Source organism: Leeuwenhoekiella aestuarii (genome assembly GCF_004104055.1).
GTDB lineage: Bacteria > Bacteroidota > Bacteroidia > Flavobacteriales > Flavobacteriaceae > Leeuwenhoekiella > Leeuwenhoekiella aestuarii.
Genome location: NZ_QOVJ01000004.1, coordinates 73,561 through 97,860, shown reverse-complemented (window position 1 = coordinate 97,860; position 24,300 = coordinate 73,561). Strand labels below are relative to the sequence as shown.

General features: G+C 36.7%; 21 protein-coding genes and 1 tRNA gene. 13 read left to right on the top strand and 9 right to left on the bottom strand.

The window, feature by feature from the left end; genetic code table 11:
- Window positions 1–2: 2 nt before the first annotated feature.
- From DSM03_RS12110 to DSM03_RS12095, 4 genes are all read left to right on the top strand, one after another.
- Entirely contained in the window at window positions 3–1,004 is a 1,002-nt protein-coding gene (locus tag DSM03_RS12110) for a GNAT family N-acetyltransferase (protein ID WP_128762105.1), read from the top strand.
- Window positions 1,001–2,101 (top strand): DegT/DnrJ/EryC1/StrS family aminotransferase, encoded by a 1,101-nt coding sequence (locus DSM03_RS12105; RefSeq protein WP_128762106.1) that lies wholly within the window; start codon window positions 1,001–1,003, stop codon window positions 2,099–2,101. The genes DSM03_RS12110 and DSM03_RS12105 overlap by 4 nt, the downstream gene beginning before the upstream one ends.
- Window positions 2,094–3,398 carry an O-antigen translocase gene (locus tag DSM03_RS12100; RefSeq protein WP_128762107.1) on the top strand — a complete coding sequence of 435 codons (1,305 nt, stop codon included), beginning with the start codon at window positions 2,094–2,096 and terminating at the stop codon, window positions 3,396–3,398. Before DSM03_RS12105 ends, DSM03_RS12100 begins: the two co-directional genes overlap by 8 nt.
- A 75-nt stretch (window positions 3,399–3,473) precedes the next feature.
- Complete coding sequence (locus DSM03_RS12095) at window positions 3,474–4,484, top strand: acyltransferase family protein (RefSeq protein ID WP_128762108.1); 1,011 nt, start codon at window positions 3,474–3,476, stop codon at window positions 4,482–4,484.
- Here DSM03_RS12095 and DSM03_RS12090 read toward each other — a convergent pair.
- A complete protein-coding gene (locus DSM03_RS12090) occupies window positions 4,399–5,604 on the bottom strand; it encodes a glycosyltransferase (RefSeq protein ID WP_128762109.1) in 1,206 nt (401 codons plus the stop codon). The two genes, DSM03_RS12095 and DSM03_RS12090, sit on opposite strands and share 86 nt — an antisense overlap.
- A gap of 215 nt (window positions 5,605–5,819) precedes the next feature.
- Between DSM03_RS12090 and DSM03_RS12085 the strand changes: the two genes are divergently transcribed.
- Window positions 5,820–6,746 (top strand): glycosyltransferase, encoded by a 927-nt coding sequence (locus tag DSM03_RS12085; RefSeq protein WP_161568062.1) that lies wholly within the window; start codon window positions 5,820–5,822, stop codon window positions 6,744–6,746.
- Window positions 6,733–7,131, top strand: coding sequence for a sugar 3,4-ketoisomerase (locus tag DSM03_RS12080; RefSeq protein WP_128762111.1), 399 nt, complete (start codon window positions 6,733–6,735; stop codon window positions 7,129–7,131). Before DSM03_RS12085 ends, DSM03_RS12080 begins: the two co-directional genes overlap by 14 nt.
- On the opposite strand, the gene DSM03_RS12075 is transcribed toward DSM03_RS12080, so the two are convergent.
- The 3 genes from DSM03_RS12075 to DSM03_RS12065 are packed head-to-tail and all read right to left on the bottom strand — an operon-like array spanning window position 7,118 to window position 9,625.
- Entirely contained in the window at window positions 7,118–8,047 is a 930-nt protein-coding gene (locus tag DSM03_RS12075; RefSeq protein WP_128762112.1) for a glycosyltransferase family 2 protein, read from the bottom strand. The genes DSM03_RS12080 and DSM03_RS12075 overlap by 14 nt on opposite strands.
- Complete coding sequence (locus DSM03_RS12070; RefSeq protein ID WP_128762113.1) at window positions 8,034–8,927, bottom strand: glycosyltransferase family 2 protein; 894 nt, start codon at window positions 8,925–8,927, stop codon at window positions 8,034–8,036. The genes DSM03_RS12075 and DSM03_RS12070 overlap by 14 nt, the downstream gene beginning before the upstream one ends.
- A gap of 14 nt (window positions 8,928–8,941) precedes the next feature.
- Complete coding sequence (locus DSM03_RS12065) at window positions 8,942–9,625, bottom strand: cell division ATP-binding protein FtsE (RefSeq protein WP_128762114.1); 684 nt, start codon at window positions 9,623–9,625, stop codon at window positions 8,942–8,944.
- 232 nt (window positions 9,626–9,857) lie between these two features.
- Between DSM03_RS12065 and DSM03_RS12060 the strand changes: the two genes are divergently transcribed.
- The 3 genes from DSM03_RS12060 (at window position 9,858) to DSM03_RS12050 (ending at window position 16,411) form a co-directional block, all read left to right on the top strand.
- On the top strand, window positions 9,858–12,875 hold the full coding sequence (locus DSM03_RS12060; protein ID WP_128762115.1) for a tetratricopeptide repeat protein: 3,018 nt from the start codon (window positions 9,858–9,860) through the stop codon (window positions 12,873–12,875).
- Between the two features lie 51 nt (window positions 12,876–12,926).
- Entirely contained in the window at window positions 12,927–14,675 is a 1,749-nt protein-coding gene (locus DSM03_RS12055) for a TonB-dependent receptor (RefSeq protein WP_236638892.1), read from the top strand.
- A 101-nt stretch (window positions 14,676–14,776) separates the two neighbouring features.
- Window positions 14,777–16,411 (top strand): amidohydrolase, encoded by a 1,635-nt coding sequence (locus DSM03_RS12050; protein WP_128762116.1) that lies wholly within the window; start codon window positions 14,777–14,779, stop codon window positions 16,409–16,411.
- 3 nt (window positions 16,412–16,414) lie between these two features.
- Here DSM03_RS12050 and DSM03_RS12045 read toward each other — a convergent pair whose 3' ends face one another.
- From DSM03_RS12045 to DSM03_RS12025, 5 genes are all read right to left on the bottom strand, one after another.
- Entirely contained in the window at window positions 16,415–17,047 is a 633-nt protein-coding gene (locus tag DSM03_RS12045) for a hypothetical protein (protein WP_128762117.1), read from the bottom strand.
- Between the two features lie 180 nt (window positions 17,048–17,227).
- The gene (locus DSM03_RS12040; protein WP_128762118.1) at window positions 17,228–17,458 is read right to left on the bottom strand and encodes a hypothetical protein; all 231 of its coding nucleotides are present in this window, start codon (window positions 17,456–17,458) and stop codon (window positions 17,228–17,230) included.
- Window positions 17,459–17,498: 40 nt separating this feature from the next.
- Window positions 17,499–18,626, bottom strand: a complete 1,128-nt coding sequence (locus tag DSM03_RS12035) for a lactonase family protein (protein ID WP_128762119.1) — start codon at window positions 18,624–18,626, stop codon at window positions 17,499–17,501.
- 133 nt (window positions 18,627–18,759) lie between these two features.
- Window positions 18,760–19,563, bottom strand: coding sequence for an MBL fold metallo-hydrolase (locus DSM03_RS12030; protein ID WP_128762120.1), 804 nt, complete (start codon window positions 19,561–19,563; stop codon window positions 18,760–18,762).
- 69 nt (window positions 19,564–19,632) lie between these two features.
- Complete coding sequence (locus DSM03_RS12025) at window positions 19,633–20,094, bottom strand: GNAT family N-acetyltransferase (protein WP_128762121.1); 462 nt, start codon at window positions 20,092–20,094, stop codon at window positions 19,633–19,635.
- 213 nt (window positions 20,095–20,307) lie between these two features.
- Here DSM03_RS12025 and DSM03_RS12020 point away from each other — a divergent pair, with 213 nt between their 5' ends.
- From DSM03_RS12020 to DSM03_RS12005, 4 genes are all read left to right on the top strand, one after another.
- The gene (locus tag DSM03_RS12020; protein ID WP_128762122.1) at window positions 20,308–21,483 is read left to right on the top strand and encodes a trans-sulfuration enzyme family protein; all 1,176 of its coding nucleotides are present in this window, start codon (window positions 20,308–20,310) and stop codon (window positions 21,481–21,483) included.
- 73 nt (window positions 21,484–21,556) lie between these two features.
- Window positions 21,557–22,273 carry a bacillithiol biosynthesis deacetylase BshB1 gene (bshB1, locus tag DSM03_RS12015; RefSeq protein WP_128762123.1) on the top strand — a complete coding sequence of 239 codons (717 nt, stop codon included), beginning with the start codon at window positions 21,557–21,559 and terminating at the stop codon, window positions 22,271–22,273.
- 86 nt (window positions 22,274–22,359) lie between these two features.
- Window positions 22,360–22,435, top strand: a tRNA-His gene (locus DSM03_RS12010).
- 913 nt (window positions 22,436–23,348) lie between these two features.
- Window positions 23,349–24,299 carry a hypothetical protein gene (locus DSM03_RS12005; protein ID WP_128762124.1) on the top strand — a complete coding sequence of 317 codons (951 nt, stop codon included), beginning with the start codon at window positions 23,349–23,351 and terminating at the stop codon, window positions 24,297–24,299.
- Window position 24,300 lies beyond the last annotated feature (1 nt).

Here is a 24,300-nt window from a genome sequence, read left to right as displayed (position 1 = left end):
CTTTGTCTAAATTAACAGTAAAAACCTATACACCTGATTATAAATCCAAATGGGATCGTTTTGTAGCATCACTTAATGGAAGCTATAAAGGTTCTAAGAATACTTCTTTTCTCTTTAAAAGGGATTTTATGGAGTACCATAAAGCTCGTTTTAAAGATTATAGCCTGTTTGTTTTTAAAGGTGAAAGAGTAGTTGCTGTTTTACCTGCAAATAGGGTAGGAGACACAGTATATTCACATCAGGGATTAACCTATGGGGGCTTGATTTTAGAAGCTGAAATACGATTAAAGAAAGTTCTAGAAATTTTTGAAGCCGTTTTGAGTTTTCTTTCACAAAACGAAATAAAAAACCTAGAAATTAAAGTCTTACCTCAGTTTTATCAGGAGTTACCGGGAGACGAACTCGATTATCTTTTATTTTTAACTAAAGCTAAACTTATTAAAGTTGAAACCGCTGCGGTAATTGAGTATCGCAATAGAATTCCGTTCAATTCATCCAGAAAAAGCGCAGCTAATCAAGCTCAAAAAGCAGGGTTGCAAATAGAACAAACAATAGATTTTGAACCATTCTGGAAACAGGTTTTAGAACCTAATCTACACGAACGACATAAAGCAAAACCTACCCATTCTTTAGAAGAAATTACACTTTTAGCAAAGCGATTTAAATACAACATTAAGCAGTTCAATGTGCTTGACGAATTAGAAAATTTATTAGCGGGAGCGACTATTTTTGAAACTCAAACAGTTGCACATGTGCAGTATATTTCTGCCAGTCCGCAAGGACGCAAACTAGGAGCATTAGATCTCCTATTTCAATATTTGATTGAAGAAAAATATACAGACAAGTGGTATTTTGATTTCGGAACTTCTAATAAGCAAGCCGGCTTAAAACTCAATAACGGCCTTCAATTCTGGAAAGAGACCTTTGGAGCACGTACACGTGTTCAGCGAACTTTTAGTATAAAAACGAACAATGCACATTATCTAAAAGATGTTTTTTTATGATTCCGTTTTTAGATATCAAAAAGCTCAACGCACCTTATGAAAAATCTTTAAAAGCTAAATTTTTAGATTTTCTAGATAATGGAAATTATATTCTTGGCGATGCAGTTGAATCGTTTGAGAGTCAGTTTGCAAGATTTTGTGGTACAAGTTATTGCGTTGGAACGGGTAACGGGTTTGATGCATTACGTCTCATCTTTGAAGCTTATAAAATAAATGGAAAACTGAAAAATGGAGATTCGGTTTTGTTGGCTGCAAATTCTTATATCGCGACGGTATTGGCTGTTCTAAACGCTGGATTAAAGCCTGTTTTTATAGATATTGAAGACGCTACTTTCAATATAGATTTATACCAATTGCAAAAATCAGAAACTTCTATAAAAGCAATTGTAATCACCCATTTATATGGGCTGCTGGGACCGGTAGATGAAGTTTCAGCTTATGCTAAAGAACACAATTTATTATTCATAGAAGATGCGAGTCAGGCACATGGTGCAGCATTAAAAAGCAAAAAATCCGGGAGTTTTGGTGATGCGGCAGCATTCAGTTTTTATCCCACTAAAAATCTTGGGGCATTAGGTGATGGGGGAGCGGTTATAACTTCAGATTCTAACTTGGCGGCAATAGTAAAGAGCCTGCGAAACTACGGAAGAAGAACCGCTCATACTAATGATTATGCAGGATTTAATTCACGATTAGATTCTTTGCAGGCTCTGTTTTTAAACGAAAAGCTGAAGAATCTCACCAACGAAAATCAAATACGACAAGATATTGCAAAACGCTTTTTAAGTCAAATCAAAAATCCGTTGGTCAAGCTTCCTTATTGGGATGATGCAGCCAATCACGTATTTTATCTTTTTGTTATTCTTGTAGAAGATCGAGCTTCTTTCTTAACCCATTTGAATTCAAATGCAATTGGGTATTCAATACATTATCCAGTTCCGCCGTATCAACAACAAGCTTTAAATTCCTATGCACATTTAAGCTTCCCGGTTACCGAGCAGATTGCCAATACCTGTGTGAGTATTCCGCTTAATCCTGCGCTCTCTGAATCAGAAATAGTTCGCATTATCAGAGTTTTAAACCAGTATCATGTTTAAGTTTCTGCGAAAGCTCATACAGCAGAATATCTTATTAAAAGTGAGCGCTGTAAATACGCTTCGTATTTCAGTTCGCATTGCCTGTGGTTTAATAACCTCTAAGTTGATCGCAATTTATTTAGGCGCCTCCGGAATGGCAATTCTGGGAGATTTGCGTAATTTTTTGAACTCTGTTCAAAGTGTTGGCCAATTGGGAATAAACAATGGTGTAGTAAAATATTCCGCCGAATATAAGCAACAAAAAATAAAGCTAAATAGCCTTGTTGCGACTTCTTTAAAAATTGGTTTTTTAGCTTCTGTAGTGCTAAGCTTAATACTTTTTATTGCGGCTCCAGAGCTTAATAATTTGGTTTTTAGTAGTGCATTTAATTTTACCGGAATACTTCGTTTTGTGGCACTAGCTTTACCCGTTTTTACTTTAAATGCATTAATTATTAATGTTTTAAGTGGTTTAGGGGATTATAAGAAAGTTATCTTTATCAATATTGCGACAAACGTTTTAGGAGTTCTGTCAGCTGCATTTTTAATTATTAAAATGCAAGTTTTTGGCGCGTTGCTGAGTTTGGTATTGAGCGCTGCGATCGCATTCCTGGCAATAGCTGTTGCCTTGTATAAAAATCGTGGGTATTTAATCACAGTCCTAGCATTACCTATCAAATATTCTATTTTAAAGAAACTAGCTTCGTATGGGGGGATGACCTTATTTTCAGCAATCGTTTCTCCGTGGGTTTACATCAGTATCAGGCAACACATCATCGCGGTCGATGGACTCGAAAAAGCGGGATATTGGGATGCGATGCTTCGTCTTTCTGACTACTATTTGATGTTTACCACAACTTTATTGACACTTTATGTATTGCCTAAACTCTCAACTATGCAGACTAAAAAAGAGTTTAAAACAGAGGTTTTTAATTTTTATAAAACCATTTTACCACTTTTTGGGCTTGGGTTAATCCTTGTTTATGTTCTTAAAATTTGGATCATCAAACTGGTTTATAACATTGATTTTTTACAAATGAATACCTTATTTTCCTGGCAATTGGCAGGTGATTTTTTTAGAGTAGCCAGTTTGGTAATTGCATATCAGTTTATTGCTAAAAACATGTTCTGGGCATTTATAATTACACAAATCATTTCCTTAAGTATTATCTATTTTAGCAGCACATATTTGGTTTCAGAATTTGGTTTCGTAGGAGCTTCTATGGGGCATTTGGTAAGTTATGTTGTTTATTTTCTAATGCTATTAGTTATATTCCGAAAGTCTTTATTGGCATCTCCAAAGGGTATAGTATCCTGAGGTTTACTTCGAAATTTATTTTTTTTCTAACAAATACCTAGTTGGCTTGTCCCGAGGTAGTTTACTTGTAAAAACGTGATAAAATCACTGGCTTCCTTACGTTTTGTTTTTGCTTTTTTGGTGTTTTTGCACCATATAAAGTTTTTGGAAGATGCCCTTGGTCACGCCTTTTTTTATGCGCTCAGTGGTTTTATTCTCTCCTATGTTTATGCTGAAAGAATAAGCGCTAATAAAATCAGTTTAGGTCAGTTTTTAAAGTTGCGGTTGAGCAGGTTGTATCCTTTATATTTCTTGACTTTGCTGGCAGCAATACCTTTAACTTTAGAACTAGTTGTTGAAAACACATTGCAATGGTGTTCAGGCTTTTTTGCAACTGTTTTAATGCTGCAAAGTTTTATTCCTGATACCTTTTACTATTTCTCGTTTAACAGCGTGGCGTGGAGTATCTCAGACTTGTTTTTCTTTTACTTATTATTTCCATTTTTGTTGCGATACGCTTTGAAATTTTCTAAAGCATTTTTAATTCAGTTTTTTATTGCTTCAGGTATAGTGGTTTTACTCCTAATGGTTGTCATTCCGGAGGCTTTACAACATTGGTTTTTTTACATCAATCCGTTTTTAAGAATTTTTGATTTTGGCTTAGGAATACTGCTTTATAAATTGCTGCGAAAAGACTCTTTTCAGGTATATAAACCGATTTTCACCTATTATGAATTTGCAACAATCGCTTTACTTATCTTTTTTTACAGCGCTGCAGAATTCTTTCCGAAAGTGGTTCGGTATTCTGTTTATTACTGGTTACCGATAACGCTCTTTATTGGAGTTTTAGCACAACAAAAAGGCGCTGTTTCCAGACTCTTGTCTAATAGAGTAGCTTTATTTTTAGGCGAACTCAGTTTTGGTTTTTATCTCTGGCACCAGCTTATTTTACGATATGCAAGACGCTTTATAAATCACTTTGATATTGCTTTGTCAGATTGGCAATTCAATAGTTTGAGTTTTATATTGATTCTATTGGTTTGTGTGGTTTCGTATCACTATTTTGAGCGTCCACTGAAGCGGAAGATTCGTCAGCTTTGGCTGTGATCGAATTCCAGGCTTCCACATACTTCTTAGATATTATTTTATAATTGTGATGCTTTTTGATAAAAAGCCGTGCAGCCAGACCAATTTCCCGAATACGGTTTGGGTTTAAGATAAGTTCTTCAAGATCTGCTGCGATTCTTTCAGCATCAGGAATGGTATGAATAGCAATACTATTTGGTTCTAAATTATAGGTTTTACAAAATAATTTTCCGGCACCAGTTAAAACCACTTTTCCCTGCGCCATAGCTTCTAATGCATTATAGCCTTGATCCAATGCATAGGTCTGATCAAGAATGATATCAGCCTTTTTATATGTTTGTATATATTCAGCATACGGAATAGTTGTAACAGAAATGACCTCAATTTGATCCTGATATTTCTGTTGAATGATAGCTAGCGCAGCGTCAAAAAAATCATTTCCTTTTTTGTGATAATTGGTACGGTTTACGCCGTGAAATATTATAATTTTTGAACTCTCTTTTTGTGGTTTTAACTGAAAATTACTGAGGTTAACGGGATTGGGTATAAGTCCGTAATAGTCTTTAACTCCTTTATAAATTGGATGATAATCCAGATCAGAACTGATGATCAAATCTTTTTGTTGAAACACAAAATCATGATATTTTTTGTGCCTTATAGTCAGGTATTTTTTACTAAACGGAAAGTCAATATCTGGATGTTGAAGAATAGGATGGTATGGTAGTTTATCAATATTTTTGAGATAAATATAATCGTCACCACAAGCCAATACAACCAATCTGTGGGTCAGGTTTCTCAGACGCTTTATGATTTTTTTCTCTAAAAAATAGGGGGTTTTAAAAGGATATTCATTGATCAGTTGAATCACATCATATTTTTTCTGGTCTACAAGCCAGTCTAAACAACGATACCCAATTTCTAAAAACGCAATATCAAATCGAAAAACTTTAAATATAGCTTTTTGCAAAAAGCGCATTATACTATTGTTTTCAATACGTTTTGCACTAAATAGAATATCAGCAGGTAACTTTTTAAACGCATCGCCAGTACTTATAAGCGTTACCTGATGACCGACCTCTAGTAAGCCAGATTTTAAGCTGTTGTGCAAATTGCTGTATTCTCCTACTAGTAGAATTCTCATAAATTGCGTTACATTTAGCGTGATAAGATACATAATCTCTGAAATCAAAACCTCAAAATATCTGTATTCTAGTTGAGTCACTAGCTGGTGGTGGAGCAGAGCGATCGGCTGCCTTACTCACAGAAATGCTTTCAGATAAAGGGTTCAACGTACATCTAGTCACAATAACGAATACAATAGGATACTTCTTTAATGCTCATTTGCTAAACCTGGGTTTGTATAAAAACAAACGTAACGATTTACTCAATAAAATGAGACGCTTGCAGATTTTTAAAACGTATTTAAAGGTTCAAGAGATTGATGTTGTACTGGATTTTAGAATGCGAAGGAGTGTTATAAAAGAATTGATAGTCCAAAAATTTTTATACCAAAAAGTGAAACCAGTTTATATGGTGCGCAGCTCCAATCTGGATTATTATTTCCCTAAATCGTCAAGGTTTACCAAGAAACTATTTGAAACAAAACCGATTTGTGTTTTGACGGAAGGCATTAAAACGAGTATTGAAGATCGTTTTAAATTCAAAAATGTTACAGTAATTCCAAATGCTATTGATCTTAAGAAATATAAGGAGAATTATGCGATACCACCTCATATTGAACGTAGGTATATTTTGGCTTCCGGACGTTTAATTCAGGGAGTTAAACAGTTTGATAAATTGATTCAGGCTTATGCAAAAAGCGAATTACCACAAGCAAATATTGACTTGCGTATTCTGGGAACCGGAGCAACTAAAAATGCACTTAAGGTTTTGGCTAAAGAACTCAAACTAGAAAAGCACGTTATTTTTGAAGGTTTTTTACAAGATCCCGAGCCGTATGTTGCTAATGCACTTTATACCGTACTGTGCAGCAAGTTTGAAGGGTTTCCTCGGGTTATTTTAGAAAGTTTAGCCTGCCAGACACCAGTAGTAGCAACAGATTGTCCCACTGGACCAGCAGAAGTTTTAGACGGCACAAATGGAATCTTAGTCCCTGATAATGACTTTAAAGCCCTGACCCAGGCGATGAATAGATTGGCTTTTAACGAAGGTTTAAGAAAGCAATTTAAGGCTTCATGCCGCTCAAGTATTTGTAAATTTGAAGCTGCTAAGATCTCAATCTGCTGGCAGCACTATTTAAACCAAGTTTATGAATCGTATTAGGCGTATAAAACTTCCTAAAATTGAAGACCGCAGAGGTAATCTTTCGGTATTAGAAAATGATATTCTACCCTTTACATTTAAGCGAGTTTATTATTTATACGACGTACCCAGTGGTGCGTCTCGAGGTGGGCACGCACATAAAGAACAAAGCGAATTTTTAATTGCGCTTTCCGGTAGTTTTGATGTGCTGATCAATACGGGTTTTGAAACTCAAATTTACACGCTTAATAGACCTGATGAAGGCTTGTTGATTCCCAATGGATATTGGCGCGAACTCGATAATTTTTCCAGTGGTGGGATTTGCCTGGTTTTGGCAAGCGACGTCTTTAAGGAACCAGACTACATAAGAAATCTAGATGATTTTTTAGCTTCTAAAATGCTGTAAACCGAAAGCCTCTTCGTAATAAAAATAACTTTGCTTTTCTAATTACAATCAATACTGGTCTTGGAGCATTCAATAGAAAACGCTGTTTTTTATTGAGCACCGAAGAATCTAGTTTCTTTTTAAGTTTATAATACAAATCCAACCGCCCTTCAGTTTTGTAAAAAATGCACAAGAAATACCGTTTAAACTGAATATACTTCTGTAAAGATTGATTTTCGGAATTAGCCCTAAGAATTGCACCAAATGCAGGAGCCTGAAGTTCACTCTTTTTTTGACTGCTTATTTGATTAGGTACATCTGAGCGATAACGGCAAGTGATCTTAGGATCATAAGCCAAGCGGAAATTGAGATTAGCCTGTATCAAAAAATCAACATCTTCAGAATACGTAATGATATTATTGAAGCCTTCTATAGCTAAGAAACTTAATTTAGTAAAAGCCATACCGCTAGGGATTATTAAGGGTTGATACAAACTGGCATCAAAATAATCAGTGACAAGATGAGCTTCTTTTATTTTGAGATTGAGTCTGGGTTTTAAAAGCTTAGCAGTACTATAAAACTCTTCATAACCAGTGCCAAATAAATCAGCTTCAGGGAAAGAGTTTCTAAGTTTTATTAAAACGTCTAAATGATCAGGGAGCCAGAGATCATCTGCATCTAGCAAGGCGATAAGATCAGCTTGAGAAGCCAAAACACCGGTATTTCTTGTTTGAGATAAACCTTGATTCTCCTGATCGATGATGCGAATACGAGCATCTGAAAAGCGTTTTAAAATAGCCAGGCTGTGATCTGTAGAACCGTCATTGATGAGGATCAATTCAAAATCTGTAAAACGCTGCGCCAATACAGATTGAATAGTTTGTTGCAAATAGACAGCTTTATTATATATCGGGATTACGACACTAATCTTGGGCATTTTGCTTGAGTTTTAAGTAGTAATCAAGACGGTATAGGTCAAATAATCTCAAATTGGGTTTAGTACCACAAAGATTTTTAATTAGTTGTGATTCCCGTTTTTTAATAAGCTTTAAAAGCTGTTTATGAATGCCTGTTTTTTTTAAGGCTGAACCAACACGCTGCAGCGGCCGGTAATCCTCAGGAAGTTTTTTGGCTTTTTCAAGATTGACCATAGTTTGCAATCCTTCGTGTGTTTTTACCAGGTATTGCGCATTAGTTTCCAGGCCCAAATGAAGCGTAGGATTATCAATGTGTAAAACCGAAACTTTTTGTTTTTGGAGTAAGTAGGAAAAGTAAATGTCTAGTCCATAGGCTTTTTCTTCAGCAGGATTGCAAGCTAGAAAAACCGATTTTTCAATCAATAAATGCTGACTGATCAAGGATAAGTAGGGTTTTTTATTGCGTTTTGTAGCAGGTTTTGATTCTCTGCTTTTTCCGTAGTAATAGCGTAGAAGTTTGGTGTTATCACTCGGTTTTTCGGGATAAGTCACTCCTCCAAAAACAACTGAAGCCTTACCCAAATATTCAAGTATAATTTGCAGAAAGTTTTCGCGTAATGGCATCACATCAGCGTCAAAAAACAATAAATGCTTATAGTGCGCTTGTTCTGCTAAAAACTGTCGAGTAGCTGTACGGCCTTTATTTTTAGTGAATGTATGGTAAAAGCAATTTTTATGTTTAGTCAGTTTTTGATTTTCGGCTTTTAAATTTTTGTCAGTCGAAGCATCATCAGCTATTCTGATTTCATAATCAATATCTAAACGTTTGATCATCTCGAGAATTCGAGAAACCAGTTCGATTACCGAAGTGTTATAAACAGGTATGAGGATAGAAAGCATATCCCCGAAGATACTTAAATCGTCTTTTGTACGACTTCAAAAATCTTATTTCCGTCGCATTTAAGAGTTTTTGAAGGGTATTTAAGTAACAACGCATAATCGTGCGTAGCCATAAGTATGGTGTTTCCGTTCTTGTTGATTTCTTGCAAGACGCCCATAACTTCAACCGAAGTCTGCGGATCAAGGTTTCCGGTTGGTTCATCGGCAAGAATCAATTCCGGGTCATTCAACAGAGCTCGGGCAATTGCAACACGTTGCTGCTCACCACCTGAGAGTTGGTAAGGGTATTTAAACCCTTTGGTTTTCATTCCTACTTTATCGAGCACTTCGTCAATTTTAGAATCCATTTCGCTTTGGTTCTTCCAGCCGGTAGCTTTAAGAACAAACTTGAGGTTCTCTTTTACCGTACGGTCATTCAATAATTTAAAATCCTGAAAAACCACGCCCAGTTTCCGTCTTAAAAAAGGAATTTGTTTCTCTTTAAGTGTTGTGAGATCAAAATCTACAATGGTTCCTTGTCCTTGTTGTAGCGGTAAATCCCCGTATAGCGTTTTCATAAAACTACTTTTCCCACTTCCGGTTTTACCGATGAGGTAAACAAACTCACCTTTGTTGATGCTGAGGCTTACATCAGAAAGAATAAGGCTTTCGCGTTGAAAAATAGAAGCATTTTGAAGTTGCAATACCGGTGTAGACATAGAAAACGACTAAGAGTTGATAGGTTTATCTAACGTCAAAAATACAATAAGTATTTCATTTGAAGTACTTCTCTAAGCTGTTGAAAACTCGTTTAAAATAAGCATCAAGAACTTATTTATAAGAAGGTCTATCTAGATATAATTATCCTAGTTTTGTAACGTTATTAACAGTAGTTGCTTTTAGAATTTGAGGTTTTAAAAAGTACTGCTTTTGCAACTTAACACGATATTTATGATTAAGAAATATGCCGCTTTGGCACTACTTATGCTGCTCACATTGCCGGTTGTTACCGCACAGCAATCTGCAGCTTTTACAAACGAACTTGCCCAGTATAACAAGGCACTTACGCTGTATAACAGCAAGCAGTATCTGGCTGCCCAGACTGTTTTTTCAGAAATAAAAGAAAAAACTACAGACCCCACAATTGAAGGTGATTGTGCGTACTATATCGCTAACGCTGCGGTACGTCTCAATCAGAGTGGCGCAGATGCCGCGATGCAAAAATTTGTAGAAGAATATCCTACGAGTACTAAGCGCAACTCTGCTTACAAGGATGTTGCAGATTATTATTACGAGAACGGAAAGTATTCTGTAGCTAAACGTTGGTACGAGCAAGTAGATTTATCTCGCTTAAACTGGAGCGAACTCGAGCGTTACAACTTCAATATGGGGTATGTTCACTTAAAGACTAACAGTCCGCAAGAGGCAAAAGTATATTTTAGCCGGGTGCGTAATTCAGAGAAGTATGGGGCTCAGGCTAAGTATTACGAAGGCTTTATGGCCTATGAAAATGATGATTATGAAGAAGCGAGTCAGCTTTTTGAAGAAGTAGAAGCCGAAGAAGGAACTCGTGAAGATCTGAGTTATTTTAAGGCAGATCTCAATTTTAAGAAAGGTGATTTTCAAGAAGCTATAAGGCTTGCTAAAGAGCAGTTACCCACCGCAAACAGACTGGATCAATCTGAATTAAACAAGATAATAGGTGAAAGTTATTTTAACCTTGGTCAGTTTGATGAAGCACTTCCGTATTTAAAAGAATACCGTGGAAAACGTGGAAAATGGACGAATACCGATTATTATCAATTGGGTTATGCGTACTACAAGCAGGGCGACTATGCCAATGCTATAGGTGAATTCAATAAAATTATAGACGGAAAAAACAGCGTTGCGCAAAATGCATATTATCACTTAGCCGATGCCTATCTCAAAACAGATAAAAAGCAAGAGGCTCTAAATGCTTTTCGTAATGCCTATCAAATGGATTTTGAGCCGAAAATTAAAGAAGACAGTGGGCTCAATTATGCAAAGCTGAGCTACGAGATCGGTAATGCATACGAGCCTGCACCGGTGGCTATAAGCAACTATTTAGACCAATATCCTGATGCGCCAGAGCGTCAACAACTTCAAAATTTACTCATAGACTCTTATATAACTTCTAAGAATTATGAAGGGGCGATGGATCTTATTGAAAATAACCGAAATTTTGATGATAAAGTAGCTTATCAAAAAGTAGCTTTTTACCGCGGGATCGAATTATACAACGACGGGGATTTTCAGGAGGCAATAATCAATTTTGAAAAATCATTGAGTGAACCCCTTACACCCGAATTTACCGCTCGTGCACTTTACTGGAAAGCTGAAAGTGAGTATACCATAAATCGTATTGACGATGCGCTACTTACGTTTAAGCAGTTTGAGCAGAACAGTGCGGCGCGTTCGTTAGCAGAATATGATAATCTAGCATATAACTTAGGTTATGCTTATTTTAAGAAGAAAAACTACAATCAGGCTGCAAAATATTTCAGCCAGTATACAAAATCATCTGCTGCAGATGATGTTAGAAAAATGGATGCGTATATGCGTCTGGGTGATAGTCACTTTATTGATAGTGAATATTGGCCGGCGATGGAAGCATATAACGAAGCCATCGCTATGCCCGGCGGAAATAAGGATTATGCAACTTTTCAGAAATCTATAAGCTATGGTTTTGTAGATCGCAACGCTCAAAAGATAGAAGGCTTGAGCAATTTTGCCAATCAGTTTCCGCAGTCTAGTTATCGGGATGACGCTTTATACGAGTTGGGAAATACGTATGTTGCAACAGGTGACAACGAACGCGGAATTCAAGCTTACGATCGTTTAGTTAGGGAAATTCCTAAAAGTAAATTTGCCGCTAAAGCACAGCTGAAAAAAGCACTTATTTATGACAATACAAATCGAAGCGATCAGGCCTTAAACCTTTTTAAACGTGTTGCTCAGGACTATCCGGGGACTCCAGAAGGTGTTCAAGCAGTAGCTTCAGCAAAACTGATTTATATAGATAAGGGTCAGGTTGAAGAATACGGTCGCTGGGCAAACAGTCTCGATTATATTTCGGTAGAAGACGCAGAACTTGATGATGCTGCATTCTCTTCAGCAGAAAAACAATTGGTAGGTAGCAATAATCCTGAAGCGATTCAGAATTTTGAGAAATACCTGCGCGAGTATCCTAATGGGCAACGCGCAATGGAAGCACACTTCTATTTAGGTCAACTATACTTTGGTAAAAATGAATTTCCGAAGACCATACCACATTATAAATATGTGATTGAAAAGCAACGCAGTGAATTTACAGAACAAGCTTTAGCTCGTTTAGGTCAGGTGTACCTTAGTGAGCGTAATTATGCTGACGCAGTGCCTGTATTGAAACGTCTGGAAAATGAAGCAGATAGTGCGCAGAACCTCATTTTTGCGCAAAGTAACCTGATGAAATCGTATTACGAACTCAAGCAGTATGACAATGCGGTTAGTTACGCAGAGCAGGTTTTGAGCAATTCTAAAATAGATAATAAAGTAAAGAGCGATGCTCAGGTTATCATTGCGCGTAGTGCAATGCAAACCGGTAATGAGAGCAGAGCCGCAAGTGCTTATGCTGAAGTTTCAAAAATAGCAACCGGCGCATTGGCAGCTGAAGCCTTGTATTACGATGCTTATTTTAAGAACAAAAATGCGGACTATAAAGACTCTAATGTTTCGGTACAAAAACTAGCTAAAGACTATAGTGGTTATAAAGAATATGGCGCAAAAGGTCTTGTGTTAATGGCAAAGAACTTTTATGAACTGAAAGATGCGTATCAGGCAACTTATATTTTAGATAACGTGATTTCGAACTTTAGTGATTATCCTGAAGTTGTAGCAGAGGCTCAAAAAGAATTAGAACGAATTAAAGCAGCTGAATCTAAAACGAATTCATCGTTAGAAGAAAACTAAAATTCACCAGACCGCTTTCAGTTTTTGAAACACCTAATTAGAAAATCAATTATGATTAAGAATATAAAATCAATTTTCACAACAACTTTGATCTTGAGTGCGATAGGAGTTGCGCAGGCTCAGGATAAAGATAACCTGGGTACCGAAGTCGTAAATGTTGTAAAACCCTACACGCCAGAAATAGGGGATGCATTTAAAGTAAAAGCGACGCCTAGTCTTAATGATTCGGTGAATACCGCTAAGAAAAAAGTAACCTATGGGATATTTTCGGTTCCTGTAGCTTCAACGTTTACACCTGCTAAAGGAAAGGCTGCTCAGGTAGAAAAGGCAAAGCGAGTGAAGTTATATGATAATTATGTGCGCTTAGGCTTTGGTACATATACTACAGCTTTAGCTGAATTTTACAGCAATTTTGAGATAGATCGTGATTCAAATTTTGGAGTTTATTTAAATCACAATTCATCACAAGGAGAGATTGAAGATGTAGTTTTAGACAATCAATTTTATGATACGGATCTTAATTTAAATTACTCTTCTCGCAACCGCGATTACAACTGGCACACCGATCTTGATCTGGGACACCGATTATTCAACTGGTATGGCATAAATGATGCTGTTGCAGCATCACCTACCTTGACAGAAGCTATTGACCCTGTTCATAGTTATTTTCAGGCCGGTTTGAGTGGTGGAATCGAGTTTAATGAAGGTTTTTTTGAAAGTGCTACAGCTCGTGTAGGCTATTTTGGAGACTCGTATGAATCTAGTGAAATAAGGGCTGTTGTTGCTCCAGAATTTATGATTCCTATTACAGACCAGAAAATAAGCTTAGACTTAAAATTAGATTATCTAAACGGAAGCTTTGATCGCAATTACAGAAACTCTGAAGCAATAGAATACACGCATTTAATAGTGAGTGCAAACCCTAGTTTACAAGTTTTAAAAGATGATTTGACTTTAGATTTAGGGGTAACTGTTGCGACAGATTTAAATCCTGATGCAGACAGAACAGATATTAATATCTACCCAAGTGTACGCGCTTCTTACAATGTAGTCGATGAGTATTTTATTGCTTATGGTGGGCTAGAAGGTGGTCTAATGCAAAACAGCTACCAAGAGCTAGCTACAGAGAATCCGTTTATATCTCCGACTATAGATTCCCTTTCTCCAACTGATCAGAAATATGATTTATATGCGGGTATAAAAGGGAAGCTGAGTAGTGCGATGAGTTACAACTTACGAGCAAGTTATTTGGCTCAGGATAATCGCTTGTTGTACCGAAATAACTACCGTTCTGCAAGTGAAACCACTATTACCGGAGCAGAGAATTATCAATACGGAAATTCTTTTGCGGTAATTAATGATAATGTAAAAACGCTTTCGGTTTTTGGTGAATTGAATTTTGATGTGAATAGCAATCTGAAAATGCGCGTAAATGGAGAAGTGTTTTCTTATGATACCAGTATAGAAGATCAGGCGTGGAATTTACCCGATTTTAAAGCTTCATTTTTTGCAGATTATCAGATTGACGAGCATTGGTTTGCCGGTGTGACCCTATTTTATGTTGGGGAGCGCAATGATCAGGTTGATGTATTTACCACTTCAATACCCAGCAATCCACAACCTGTTACTGTAGAAAGTTATTTTGATGCAAATGCACACGCCGGTTATCGCTTAAATGATCAACTGAGCTTTTTTGCACGTGTGAACAATGCATTAGATAATAATTATCAGCGGTGGGTTAATTATCCGGTACAAGGCATTCAGGGAATGGCAGGAGCGACTTATCGTTTTGACTGGTAATTTTTTCTGAAATTATAAATAGAAAAACTCCCGACTTTCGGGAGTTTTTTTGTTTAATGCTGTTGTGACTTAATTTGTACATTCGCTAAAACTATTTTCTTATGCGTAATGCACTTTTTCTCATTTTAAGCTTTTTAATATTAGGTAGCTGCCAAAATAAGACATCAGATAAAATTTCCGTTGATGCCATTTTTATAAATGGAAAGGTTTACACTGTAGATGAAGAATTTGCTAGAGCTGAAGCTTTTGCGATTAAAGATGGAAAGTTTATAGGAGTGGGTCTCGCCGATTCTATTCAGGCAAATTATAAATCTGGGCAAATTCACGATCTTAAAGGAAAGACAGTTTTACCGGGTTTGATTGACGCGCATTGTCACTTTTTTAGATTCGGGCAATCGCTTCAAAATGTTAATTTAGTGGGTGCTCAAAGTTACGATGAGGTAATACAACGGGTAATAGATTTTCAAACTGATAACCCTTCTGAATTTATTTATGGTCGTGGTTGGGACCAAAACGATTGGGTGGTTAAAGAATTTCCTAACAAGCAAAAACTAGATTCCTTATTCCCAGATATTCCGGTGGTTTTACAACGCATTGATGGGCACGCGCTTCTAGTAAATCAAAAAGCCTTGGATCTGGCTAAAATAGACAACACTACAATTACTGAAGGCGGTGAGGTTATAAAAGAAAACAATCAGATTACGGGTGTTCTTATTGATAACGCAATGGATCTGGTAAATGAGATCATACCTCAAATGACCCGTAAACAGGCGGTGCAAGCCTTACAAGATGCTCAAGAATATTGCTTTGAATATGGTTTAACAACGGTTAACGATGCCGGGTTAGACCGAAGCACAATTATGCTTATCGACAGTTTACAAAATGCAGATGCGCTTGAGATGCGCGTTTATGCAATGATTAGCAATAACACAGCAGATGTAGCTTATTTTATAAAAAATGGAATTTTAAAAACCGATAAGCTTAACGTACGTTCGGTTAAGGTTTACGGTGACGGAGCATTGGGCTCTCGTGGTGCGGCTTTACGCGCACCCTATACAGATCGTCACAAGCATTTTGGAGCGATGGTTACACCTGTAGATAGCATCTATAGTTTAGCCCAAAAACTTGCCAAAACCGATTTGCAGATGAATACTCACGCAATTGGAGATTCTGCTAATACTGTTGTGCTTAAAGCTTATGAAAAAGCTTTAAAAGGTCAATCAGATCGCCGCTGGAAAGTTGAGCATGCACAAGTGATTTCTCCGGAAGACTTTGATTATTTTGATGATAATATTTTACCATCGGTACAGCCTACGCACGCTACCAGTGATATGTATTGGGCAAAAGAACGTCTGGGAGAGCGCCGTATGAAAGGCGCCTATGCTTATAAAAAATTATTAGATGAAGCAGGAATCATCGCTTTAGGTACCGACTTTCCGGTGGAACAAGTGAGTCCCTTTTATACGTTCTATGCTTCCGTAGCCCGAAAGGATTTGATGCAATATCCCGAAAAGGGTTTTCAAATGAAAGATGCACTTTCTCGTGAAGAAACACTGCGCGGAATGACTATATGGGCAGCATATTCTAACTTTGAAGAAGCTGAAAAAGGAAGCATAGAAGTTGGTAAATTCGCCGACTTTATTATTGTGGATCAGGATATTATGACCGTTGATGAGGATTCAATTCCTAATCTAAAAGTGAATCAAACCTGGTTAGGAGGGAAGCAGGTTAAGTAATTGCTAAATGCAACTTTTTTTATCATAAGTATATACAGCTCTTTCTAGTTCAGTAATTTTACCATCTGAATCAATACGTAAATGAACTTGGTCTGTTTGAACAGGCAAGCAGCCACTTACAAGTTCAGAAACTAAAAGTTCAAAATGATCGCCTACTTCCTTGATAGCGCCGATCTCTTTAGTCGTGGAGCTATGTTTATAGCCGTTTGCATTGGCCCAGAGTATCGCTTCAGAATGAGTGTCTATAGTTTCTAAAAATGATAGGAGTTGTTCTGGAGTGTTCAAAATAGAATTTGTATCACCTTCTTGAAGTTTGATGTATAGAAAGCAATAAGAAGGCAAACAACCTCCTGCAAAACCAAACATCGTTTCAAGAGAATTATATGTTTCAATACACATATCAGGTTTTGTAGAGCCAGCACAAAGATTACCTTCTGAAACAATACGTTCTTCTACACTTCCTTCAGTCGCATATAAAAGTTCATAATAATCGTATGCAATCTCTGTATGAATATTTTTATAAGGGAAAGGTTCAGTGATAGCATCAAATTTTGACAAGTCTATTTGAATACTGTCTTCTTTACTACAACTTGTAAGAAGAGTTAGAACAATAAAAAGGCTGAATAGTTTTTCCATATAAACAATTGACTGTTAGAAAGACTTTTCGAAGAACCTTCCTACTGGTAATGTTTAGATGCTAAACAAGATGAATGGTTGCGTGATTGATATTAGAATGTATTTAGTTATTATTAAGCTTTTGTAGCTAAGTATTAAAAAAGCAGTTGCTAACTATAAGATTGTATGCTTACAAAATCTCTAAACCACCCAGCTTTTACCGAATAGCATCCAGGATATGACTGTTTGTTTACCTGACTGTGATGAAATATGTGATACTTTAGGAGTTAAAATGACAGTTACTCCGGCACAAACAGCAGCTTTTAGACTTCCTTCAAAGTTTGGGAAGCCCCATAACATTAGATACCAAATAGCGATATAACAGATTATAAATGCGAGCGTGCTTAAAAAAATGACTGCAAAGCGTTTCATAATATTATATTTTGATGCATTCAAAATATAATAAATTCTACTATTCAAACAAAATACAAACCGGTGCTGAAGCACTTATTTCAGAAACATAAGTCATTAAGCCGGTTTCTGAATTACGCTTATACGATACCAGATTATCACTATTTTGATTAGCAACAATCACAAAGTTCTCATCTGGCGTTAACTGAAAATTACGAGGATCTTTTCCTTTTGTCGGTTCGTTAGCTAGCAGACTTAAACTTCCATCTTTTGCAACTTCAAGAATAGCAATACTATTGTGGCCTCTGTTTGATGCATATATAAATTTGCCGTCTTTAGAAATGTGTATATCTGCCGCTTTGCTATAGTCCTCAAAACCTTCTGGTAAAATAGAAGTGATACTTGTAACCGAATAGTTTTCACCGCTTTTTGCTATTTGTGCAATGGTATTGTCAAGTTCATTTAAAACATAAATGAAACCATTATTAGGATGAAAAACCAAATGACGCGGACCTGCGCCTTCAGGGAAATCTAGTTTTTGTGTTTCAGACGGTTCTAATTTATCGGTTTTTGTATTTATCTGTGAAAACCACAATTGATTGGTACCCAGATCAGCTGAAATAACGCCGCTACCATCTGGAATAAACCAAGCAGAATGCGCGTGAGGACCTTCCTGACGATCTGTAGTTCCTTTACCTTCGTGCTGTTCTACATCGAGAAGTTCAGATAGGCCACCGTCTTTAGTATCCAATTTAAGAAGCCCTAAATTCCCACCAGAATAATTAGCAACCAAAACATAACCCTTATCGTTTATAGTAACAAAGCAGGGGTGTGCACCACCGGTTTGCGATTTACTAACTTGCAGTAAGGTATCACCTTCAACTCTAAAAGATTCAATAGTCCCCGGGTCATTTTCATTTACAGCGAGAAGAATATCTTTCTTAGAATTGAAACTTAGAAAAGAAGGATTAGAAGCTTCTGCGACAAGTGCCGGTTTTGTAAAACTTCCATCTTCTAATAGACTCAATTTGTAAATTCCTTTACTATCACCATCAGTATATGTACCGATATAAAACGGCACTTCGCTTTTGAGTTCTTCCTGAGTTTCCATTGTGTTTTCGGTTTTTGTTTCAGAATTTTTACAAGCGCATAAAAGCATCAAAATCAGGCCAAAAAAAACAGATTTCATAATTGAATTTTATAAGGTTATTCTTCCGCGTCAGCGAAGATTAAAATTAACGTATTCTGCAGTATTGAAGCTTTTATTTCTAAAAGAAAAATCCCGACACATTGTATCGGGACTAGATTTGTTTTTTGTATTTTTATTCAGCGCCGTTAGGATACCAGTCTAAAATCATCACCTCTGTGCCTACGTTTGCAGAGTCTATAATTCCTTTAAATTCCTCTACATCACTTAGCCCGTCCTGACCTCTAAAATGATATGGATAAACTTCTTTAGGTTTAAAAGCAATAACGCCGTCTGCTGCACTTTCTACAGTCATGGTATAGGGTAGATTCATACAAACAAATGCTTTATCAATATCTTTAAGATTGCGCATCTCTGGGATATCTTCTGTATCACCTGAGAAATAAACGCGCATTCCGTCTTTTTCTATAACGTAACCGTTGCCCCGACCTTTTGTATGAAACTGTTTAGCTTCTTCACGCAAGTTGTACATAGGGATTGCGGTTAAAGAATAACCATCCCAACTCTTTGTTTCGTCATTATTAATGACAGTTACCTGAGAACGAATAGCGCCTTCTAACTGATCATAAACCGCTTGAGGTGCAAAAATTGCAGATTCTGGAGTAGCTACTGCTTCTAACGTAGCGGGATTAAGGTGATCTCCATGTATATCTGTAACCAAAATCACATCTGGTTTTGGTTGCCCTTCAAATGCTTCAGCGCCACCCACAGGGTCTATATAAAAAACGCTATCGCCAAAATCGAACACAGCAGTGGCGTGCTCAATAGGAGTGATATTAAACTCAGTTTCTACAGCTTTTGAATCTTCGGTCATTGCCATTTCTTCAGTTTCTGAAGCAGACTCATCTGTAGATTTATTTTCATTTTTACAGCTAAAAATTGCCAAGGCCGTAAACGCAGTAAGTATAATTTTTTTCATTTCGCAGTAGTTTTAACAGCAAATAAACTAATAATAAGCTGGTTAGGCTATTAAAGAAATTGTAAAACATTAAAGTTGAATCCGCATTTTTATATCGGCTCGCCGGTAAGGATTGGGTTGTTGCAGCGGTTCTTCTATAAAGCCATATTTACGATAGAGGTGAATGGCATTTTCTAATTTACGACTTGAGTATAAAATGAGGGTTTTTAGCCCTTTGTTACGCGCAAAATCCAGCGAATGTGCTAAAAGTTGTTGTCCTATTTTTTGACCTCTCAACTCGACGTCAACGGCCATTTTTGTGAGTTCGTATTCCTCATTCTCATCAGGCATCAGCGCCACTACACCCACGACTTTATTATCAAGAAGCGCTATTAAGATTTCTCCTCCGGGTTTTATAATATGAGTTTCAGGATCACTTAAAACATCATTATCATGAGGTTCTACGGTAAAAAAACGCTGCAGCCAGTGCAGATTGAGTAGTTTAAAAGCCGCTGCGTATTGAGGCTTGTAGGTATCAAAAGTAAGATTCATATAAAAATTTAGAGCGAGTAAAGTTATAACAGAAAACAGAGATGTAAGCCTAAATATCCTTTTCAATTAGAAGAGTCTTAACGTCATTTTAAATGGTGTTTTTGTAAATTCGGGTTTTACTCGATAATTGATATTTTGAGGAACCGATTTTTAAATTCAATTCAAATAATTTCCTTGTGGGCTTACTATGAGGCGATTTGATAAAATAAAATTATGACCAAGCAAAAACCAGGTTTGAATACTATTTGTACTCACGTAGGAGAAGTAGAAGACAAGCAGTTTAAAGGAGCGATTTCACCTATTTATATGTCAACGTCTTATGCTTACGAAGATGTTGATGTAAAGCGTTATCCGCGATATTTTAATACTCCTAATCAAGAAATGTTAGGCAAAAAAATAGCAGCGTTAGAAGGTACAGAAGCCGGGATGGTTTTTGGAAGTGGAATGGCAGCTGTAAGTACTGCATTGCTTGCTTTTTTAAACGCTGGGGATCATATTGTTTTACAGAAGACTTTGTACGGCGGAACATTTAATCTCGTTGAAGAAGAATTTTCTAAAATGGGAATCGAATATACATTTACCGATGGATTGCAGAAAGCTGATTTTGAAAAGGCAATACAAACCAACACTAAAGTGGTTTATATAGAAACACCCTCTAATCCGCTAATGACTGTTACCGATATGAGAATGGTAGCTGAGCTGGCTCAATCAAAAGGAATTGTGAGTATGATAGACAATACGTTTGCTTCTCCAGTGAATCAGAATCCAGCTGAATTTGGTATAGATATAATCATTCACAGCGCGACCAAATATATGGGAGGCCATAGTGATATTCTTGCCGGAGCTGTTGCCGCATCAGCTGCACATATGGAACAGATTTGGCATAAAGCTAAAAATTTGGGAGGAAGCTTAAGTGACTTTACCGTTTGGATGTTGGAGCGCAGTTTAAAGACTTTAGTTCTACGGGTAAAGCAACAAAATAAAAATGCTAAAAAACTAGCCAAGTGGCTGGAGCAAAATGGGCATATTAAAGCGGTTTATTATCCCGGATTGAAAACCCACCCTGATTATGCCTTGGCCAAGTCACAAATGAGTGGTTTTGGAGGAATGCTTTCTTTTGAACTCGCTGACGAATTGGATGCTGCGGCCTTTTTAAAAGAACTAAAACTGATCAAACCTTCTATGAGTTTAGCAGGAGTAGAGTCTACTATATTATCACCTACCCAAACTTCACATGCTTTGTTAAGTGCTGAAGAGCGAGCGCATCAAGGAATTTCAGATGGTTTATTGCGGTTTTCTGTAGGTATAGAAGATAAGGCAGATCTTATTGCAGATTTGGAACAAGCGCTGGAAAAAGTGGTTAAAGATAGTTTGAATTTTAGCCTATGATTAAATTACGGCTTAAGAAAGGTTAGTAATCAGTTTAAAGACCGACTTATACAATTGAATTAAAAATAAACTTTTGAAATTAGATATACTTGCGATAGGTGCACATCCGGACGACGTAGAACTTTCTTGTAGCGGAGTACTAGCAAAAGAAGCTAGTAATGGAAAAAAAATCGGAATTTTAGATCTAACCCGTGGTGAATTAGGAACCCGTGGTTCTGCAGAAATACGGGATCAAGAGGCTGCTGCAGCTGCTAAAATACTTGGTTTAAGCGTACGAGAGAATATTGCTTTAGCAGATGGTTTTTTTGTAAACGATAAAGAATCTCAACTGAGAATTATTGAGATCATTCGCAAATACAGACCAGAAATAGTTTTGTGTAACGCTATAGATGATAGACATATAGATCACGGTAAAGGAAGTAAATTAGCAAGTGATGCTTGTTTTCTAAGCGGTTTAAAAAAGATAGAGACAAGCCTTGATGGAGAAGTGCAGGAAGCCTGGAGACCAAAACATGTGTATCATTACATTCAATGGAAAAACCTGCAACCCGATGTAGTGGTTGATATAAGTGGTTTTATGGATGTGAAGATGCAAGCTGTACTGGCTTACGGTTCTCAGTTTTACGATCCTAATAACCCTGATAGTAATACGCCAATATCTAGCAAAAACTTTCAGGATAGTGTAAAATATCGCGCTCAGGATCTGGGTAGATTAATAGGAACCGATTATGCAGAAGGCTTTACCGTAGAGCGCTATCCGGCTGTAGATTCTATTTTTGATTTGATATAAATTTTTTGAAAGAATGTATTGCTCATAATATGGATTTGCATTACATTTGCACCCGCATAATTCGCTAGCGAAATATGTTTTAAAATGGTGGTTGTAGCTCAGTTGGTTAGAGCGCCTGATTGTGGTTCAGGAGGTCGTCGGTTCGAGACCGATCTTCCACCCGAAAGTAAAAATCCTTGCAGAAATGCAAGGATTTTTTCGTTTATAGTGTTTTGTGAAAAATATGAACACACTAATTTAGTAAACGCTGCTCAGCAAAGTCTAATGATTCGTATAGGCTATACCTCTTGACAAGGCCTTAAAAATGCCTTATATTAGCAACGCTAGGCTAAGACGCGTTTATCTTAAACGCACAGTCTAGGATAGGGGAAGGTTCTTTTTTTCTAAGTTAGCTCTCTAAAGAGCAGCTTGCGATACTACCTGCAGCGAGTACTCCGTGCTGCCATTATTCCATTTTAAACTTCCCAAAGCTCCATTCACCCAAGGTTCACCCGTAGTTCACCCGAGGTTCACCCACGTTTCACCCGGGGATACTGCATAGCAAAGGCAGGGTAACGGTATGCTAACGCTATGGGAGGTATAAGGTTGAGGCTCATCAACTAGTTACGGATGCAAGGCTGCCTTTTCAAGAAACACAATTCCTAAAGCTCCCAATAGGATAAGCCGTTTTAAATGGCATGTACTTGCAGGCAATTGCACGGTCTCGCATACTCCAGCATACTTTTACATACTATAGCCTACTCTCGCATAGCAAATCGATTTTTAGAGGGGTTTGCTTCGAGTCTTGTTCGGGTATCCTTCGAGAGGGCTTCGGTAAAAGAGGGTGTTTCTCGAACAAACCCCGAAGGAAACTGGAAATAGAATCGAATAAAAGGAGTGTTTTACGGGGATTTATCCCTTTTTTTTATTTTAAATCAGGGGATTACAGGATTATGTAAATAACTTCTAAGACAAAGTTCTATTTTTAGAAATGCAACTTTAAAGTGTTGATGTCCCGTAAAATTTAAAGGGATATGTATATATTTAGTGTTGATATAACAAGTTGGGCATAATTTGAAAAAAAATAGATAATCATATGGGAAACTTAAGAATCAAGTTAAAATATAAAAGTTTCGAAATCGAACTTGAGGGCGATAAGGATACTGTACAATCTGAATTCAAGGACATTAAAGAAAATGGACTTGGTAATATTGTTATGGGAGTAGACTTGTCAGAGCAGAACATATTGATGAATTCAGATGAAAGCCAACAAACAAATAATTTTAAACAATTACAACCTACAGAGACAATTGATTTTGAGGATGCAAACCAAGATATTCCTTCATTAAAGGATGTGATAATGAAACAACTTCCTTCATCTGAATCTGAATGGATAATGGTTTATGCATTTTATGCGACAAATCACGGAAGTAAAACTTTTACTACTAAAGATATTTTGTCAATGTATGAAAGCACTAAAAGAAATACACCAAGCAGAAAGGCAAATATTTCTAACAATGTAAAATCTCTTTTTGGCAAGGGCTACTTTAGTGCACTAAATGATGACGATTATATATTAACAGATGACGGAAAGCATCAAGCAAATGAAATAATAAATCGTAGTCATTCAACACCATTAAAACAAACTAAACCTAAAGGAAAATCAAACTCTTCGAGTGAAACTAAAAGCAAAAAAAGTAAATCGACTACAAGTAAATTTGAAGTTTTAAAAGATTTGAATTTAAGACCTACAAATGCAATATCTCTTACCGATTACGTCCAAAACTACGAAGTGAAATCGAATTCAGATAAAATTATAGTAATCATCAATTATTTACTCGAAATTTTAAAAATAGAAAAAGTAACTATAAATCATATTTACACGGCATTCTTTGTATTAAAATACAGAATACCAGCAAGTTTTTATCAGGTTGTAGTTAATACCAAAAGCAGAAATAATTTAATTGACTTTGATAACCTTAATGACATTAAACTTTCAACTCAAGGACAAAATAGGTTAAGATTAGACATTAATAAACAGAAATAAT

Bases quoted from the DNA above. Each gene is read 5' to 3' on its own strand.
- DSM03_RS12105 (WP_128762106.1), top strand. From the start codon at position 1,001: ATGATTCCGTTTTTAGATATCAAAAAGCTCAACGCACCTTATGAAAAA.
- DSM03_RS12100 (WP_128762107.1), top strand. From the start codon at position 2,094: ATGTTTAAGTTTCTGCGAAAGCTCATACAGCAGAATATCTTATTAAAA.
- DSM03_RS12090 (WP_128762109.1), bottom strand. From the start codon at position 5,604: ATGAGAATTCTACTAGTAGGAGAATACAGCAATTTGCACAACAGCTTA.
- DSM03_RS12080 (WP_128762111.1), top strand. From the start codon at position 6,733: ATGAATCGTATTAGGCGTATAAAACTTCCTAAAATTGAAGACCGCAGA.
- DSM03_RS12075 (WP_128762112.1), bottom strand. From the start codon at position 8,047: ATGCCCAAGATTAGTGTCGTAATCCCGATATATAATAAAGCTGTCTAT.
- DSM03_RS12070 (WP_128762113.1), bottom strand. From the start codon at position 8,927: ATGCTTTCTATCCTCATACCTGTTTATAACACTTCGGTAATCGAACTG.
- DSM03_RS12065 (WP_128762114.1), bottom strand. From the start codon at position 9,625: ATGTCTACACCGGTATTGCAACTTCAAAATGCTTCTATTTTTCAACGC.
- DSM03_RS12060 (WP_128762115.1), top strand. From the start codon at position 9,858: ATGATTAAGAAATATGCCGCTTTGGCACTACTTATGCTGCTCACATTG.
- DSM03_RS12055 (WP_236638892.1), top strand. From the start codon at position 12,927: ATGATTAAGAATATAAAATCAATTTTCACAACAACTTTGATCTTGAGT.
- DSM03_RS12050 (WP_128762116.1), top strand. From the start codon at position 14,777: ATGCGTAATGCACTTTTTCTCATTTTAAGCTTTTTAATATTAGGTAGC.
- DSM03_RS12045 (WP_128762117.1), bottom strand. From the start codon at position 17,047: ATGGAAAAACTATTCAGCCTTTTTATTGTTCTAACTCTTCTTACAAGT.
- DSM03_RS12040 (WP_128762118.1), bottom strand. From the start codon at position 17,458: ATGAAACGCTTTGCAGTCATTTTTTTAAGCACGCTCGCATTTATAATC.
- DSM03_RS12035 (WP_128762119.1), bottom strand. From the start codon at position 18,626: ATGAAATCTGTTTTTTTTGGCCTGATTTTGATGCTTTTATGCGCTTGT.
- DSM03_RS12030 (WP_128762120.1), bottom strand. From the start codon at position 19,563: ATGAAAAAAATTATACTTACTGCGTTTACGGCCTTGGCAATTTTTAGC.
- DSM03_RS12025 (WP_128762121.1), bottom strand. From the start codon at position 20,094: ATGAATCTTACTTTTGATACCTACAAGCCTCAATACGCAGCGGCTTTT.
- DSM03_RS12020 (WP_128762122.1), top strand. From the start codon at position 20,308: ATGACCAAGCAAAAACCAGGTTTGAATACTATTTGTACTCACGTAGGA.
- DSM03_RS12005 (WP_128762124.1), top strand. From the start codon at position 23,349: ATGGGAAACTTAAGAATCAAGTTAAAATATAAAAGTTTCGAAATCGAA.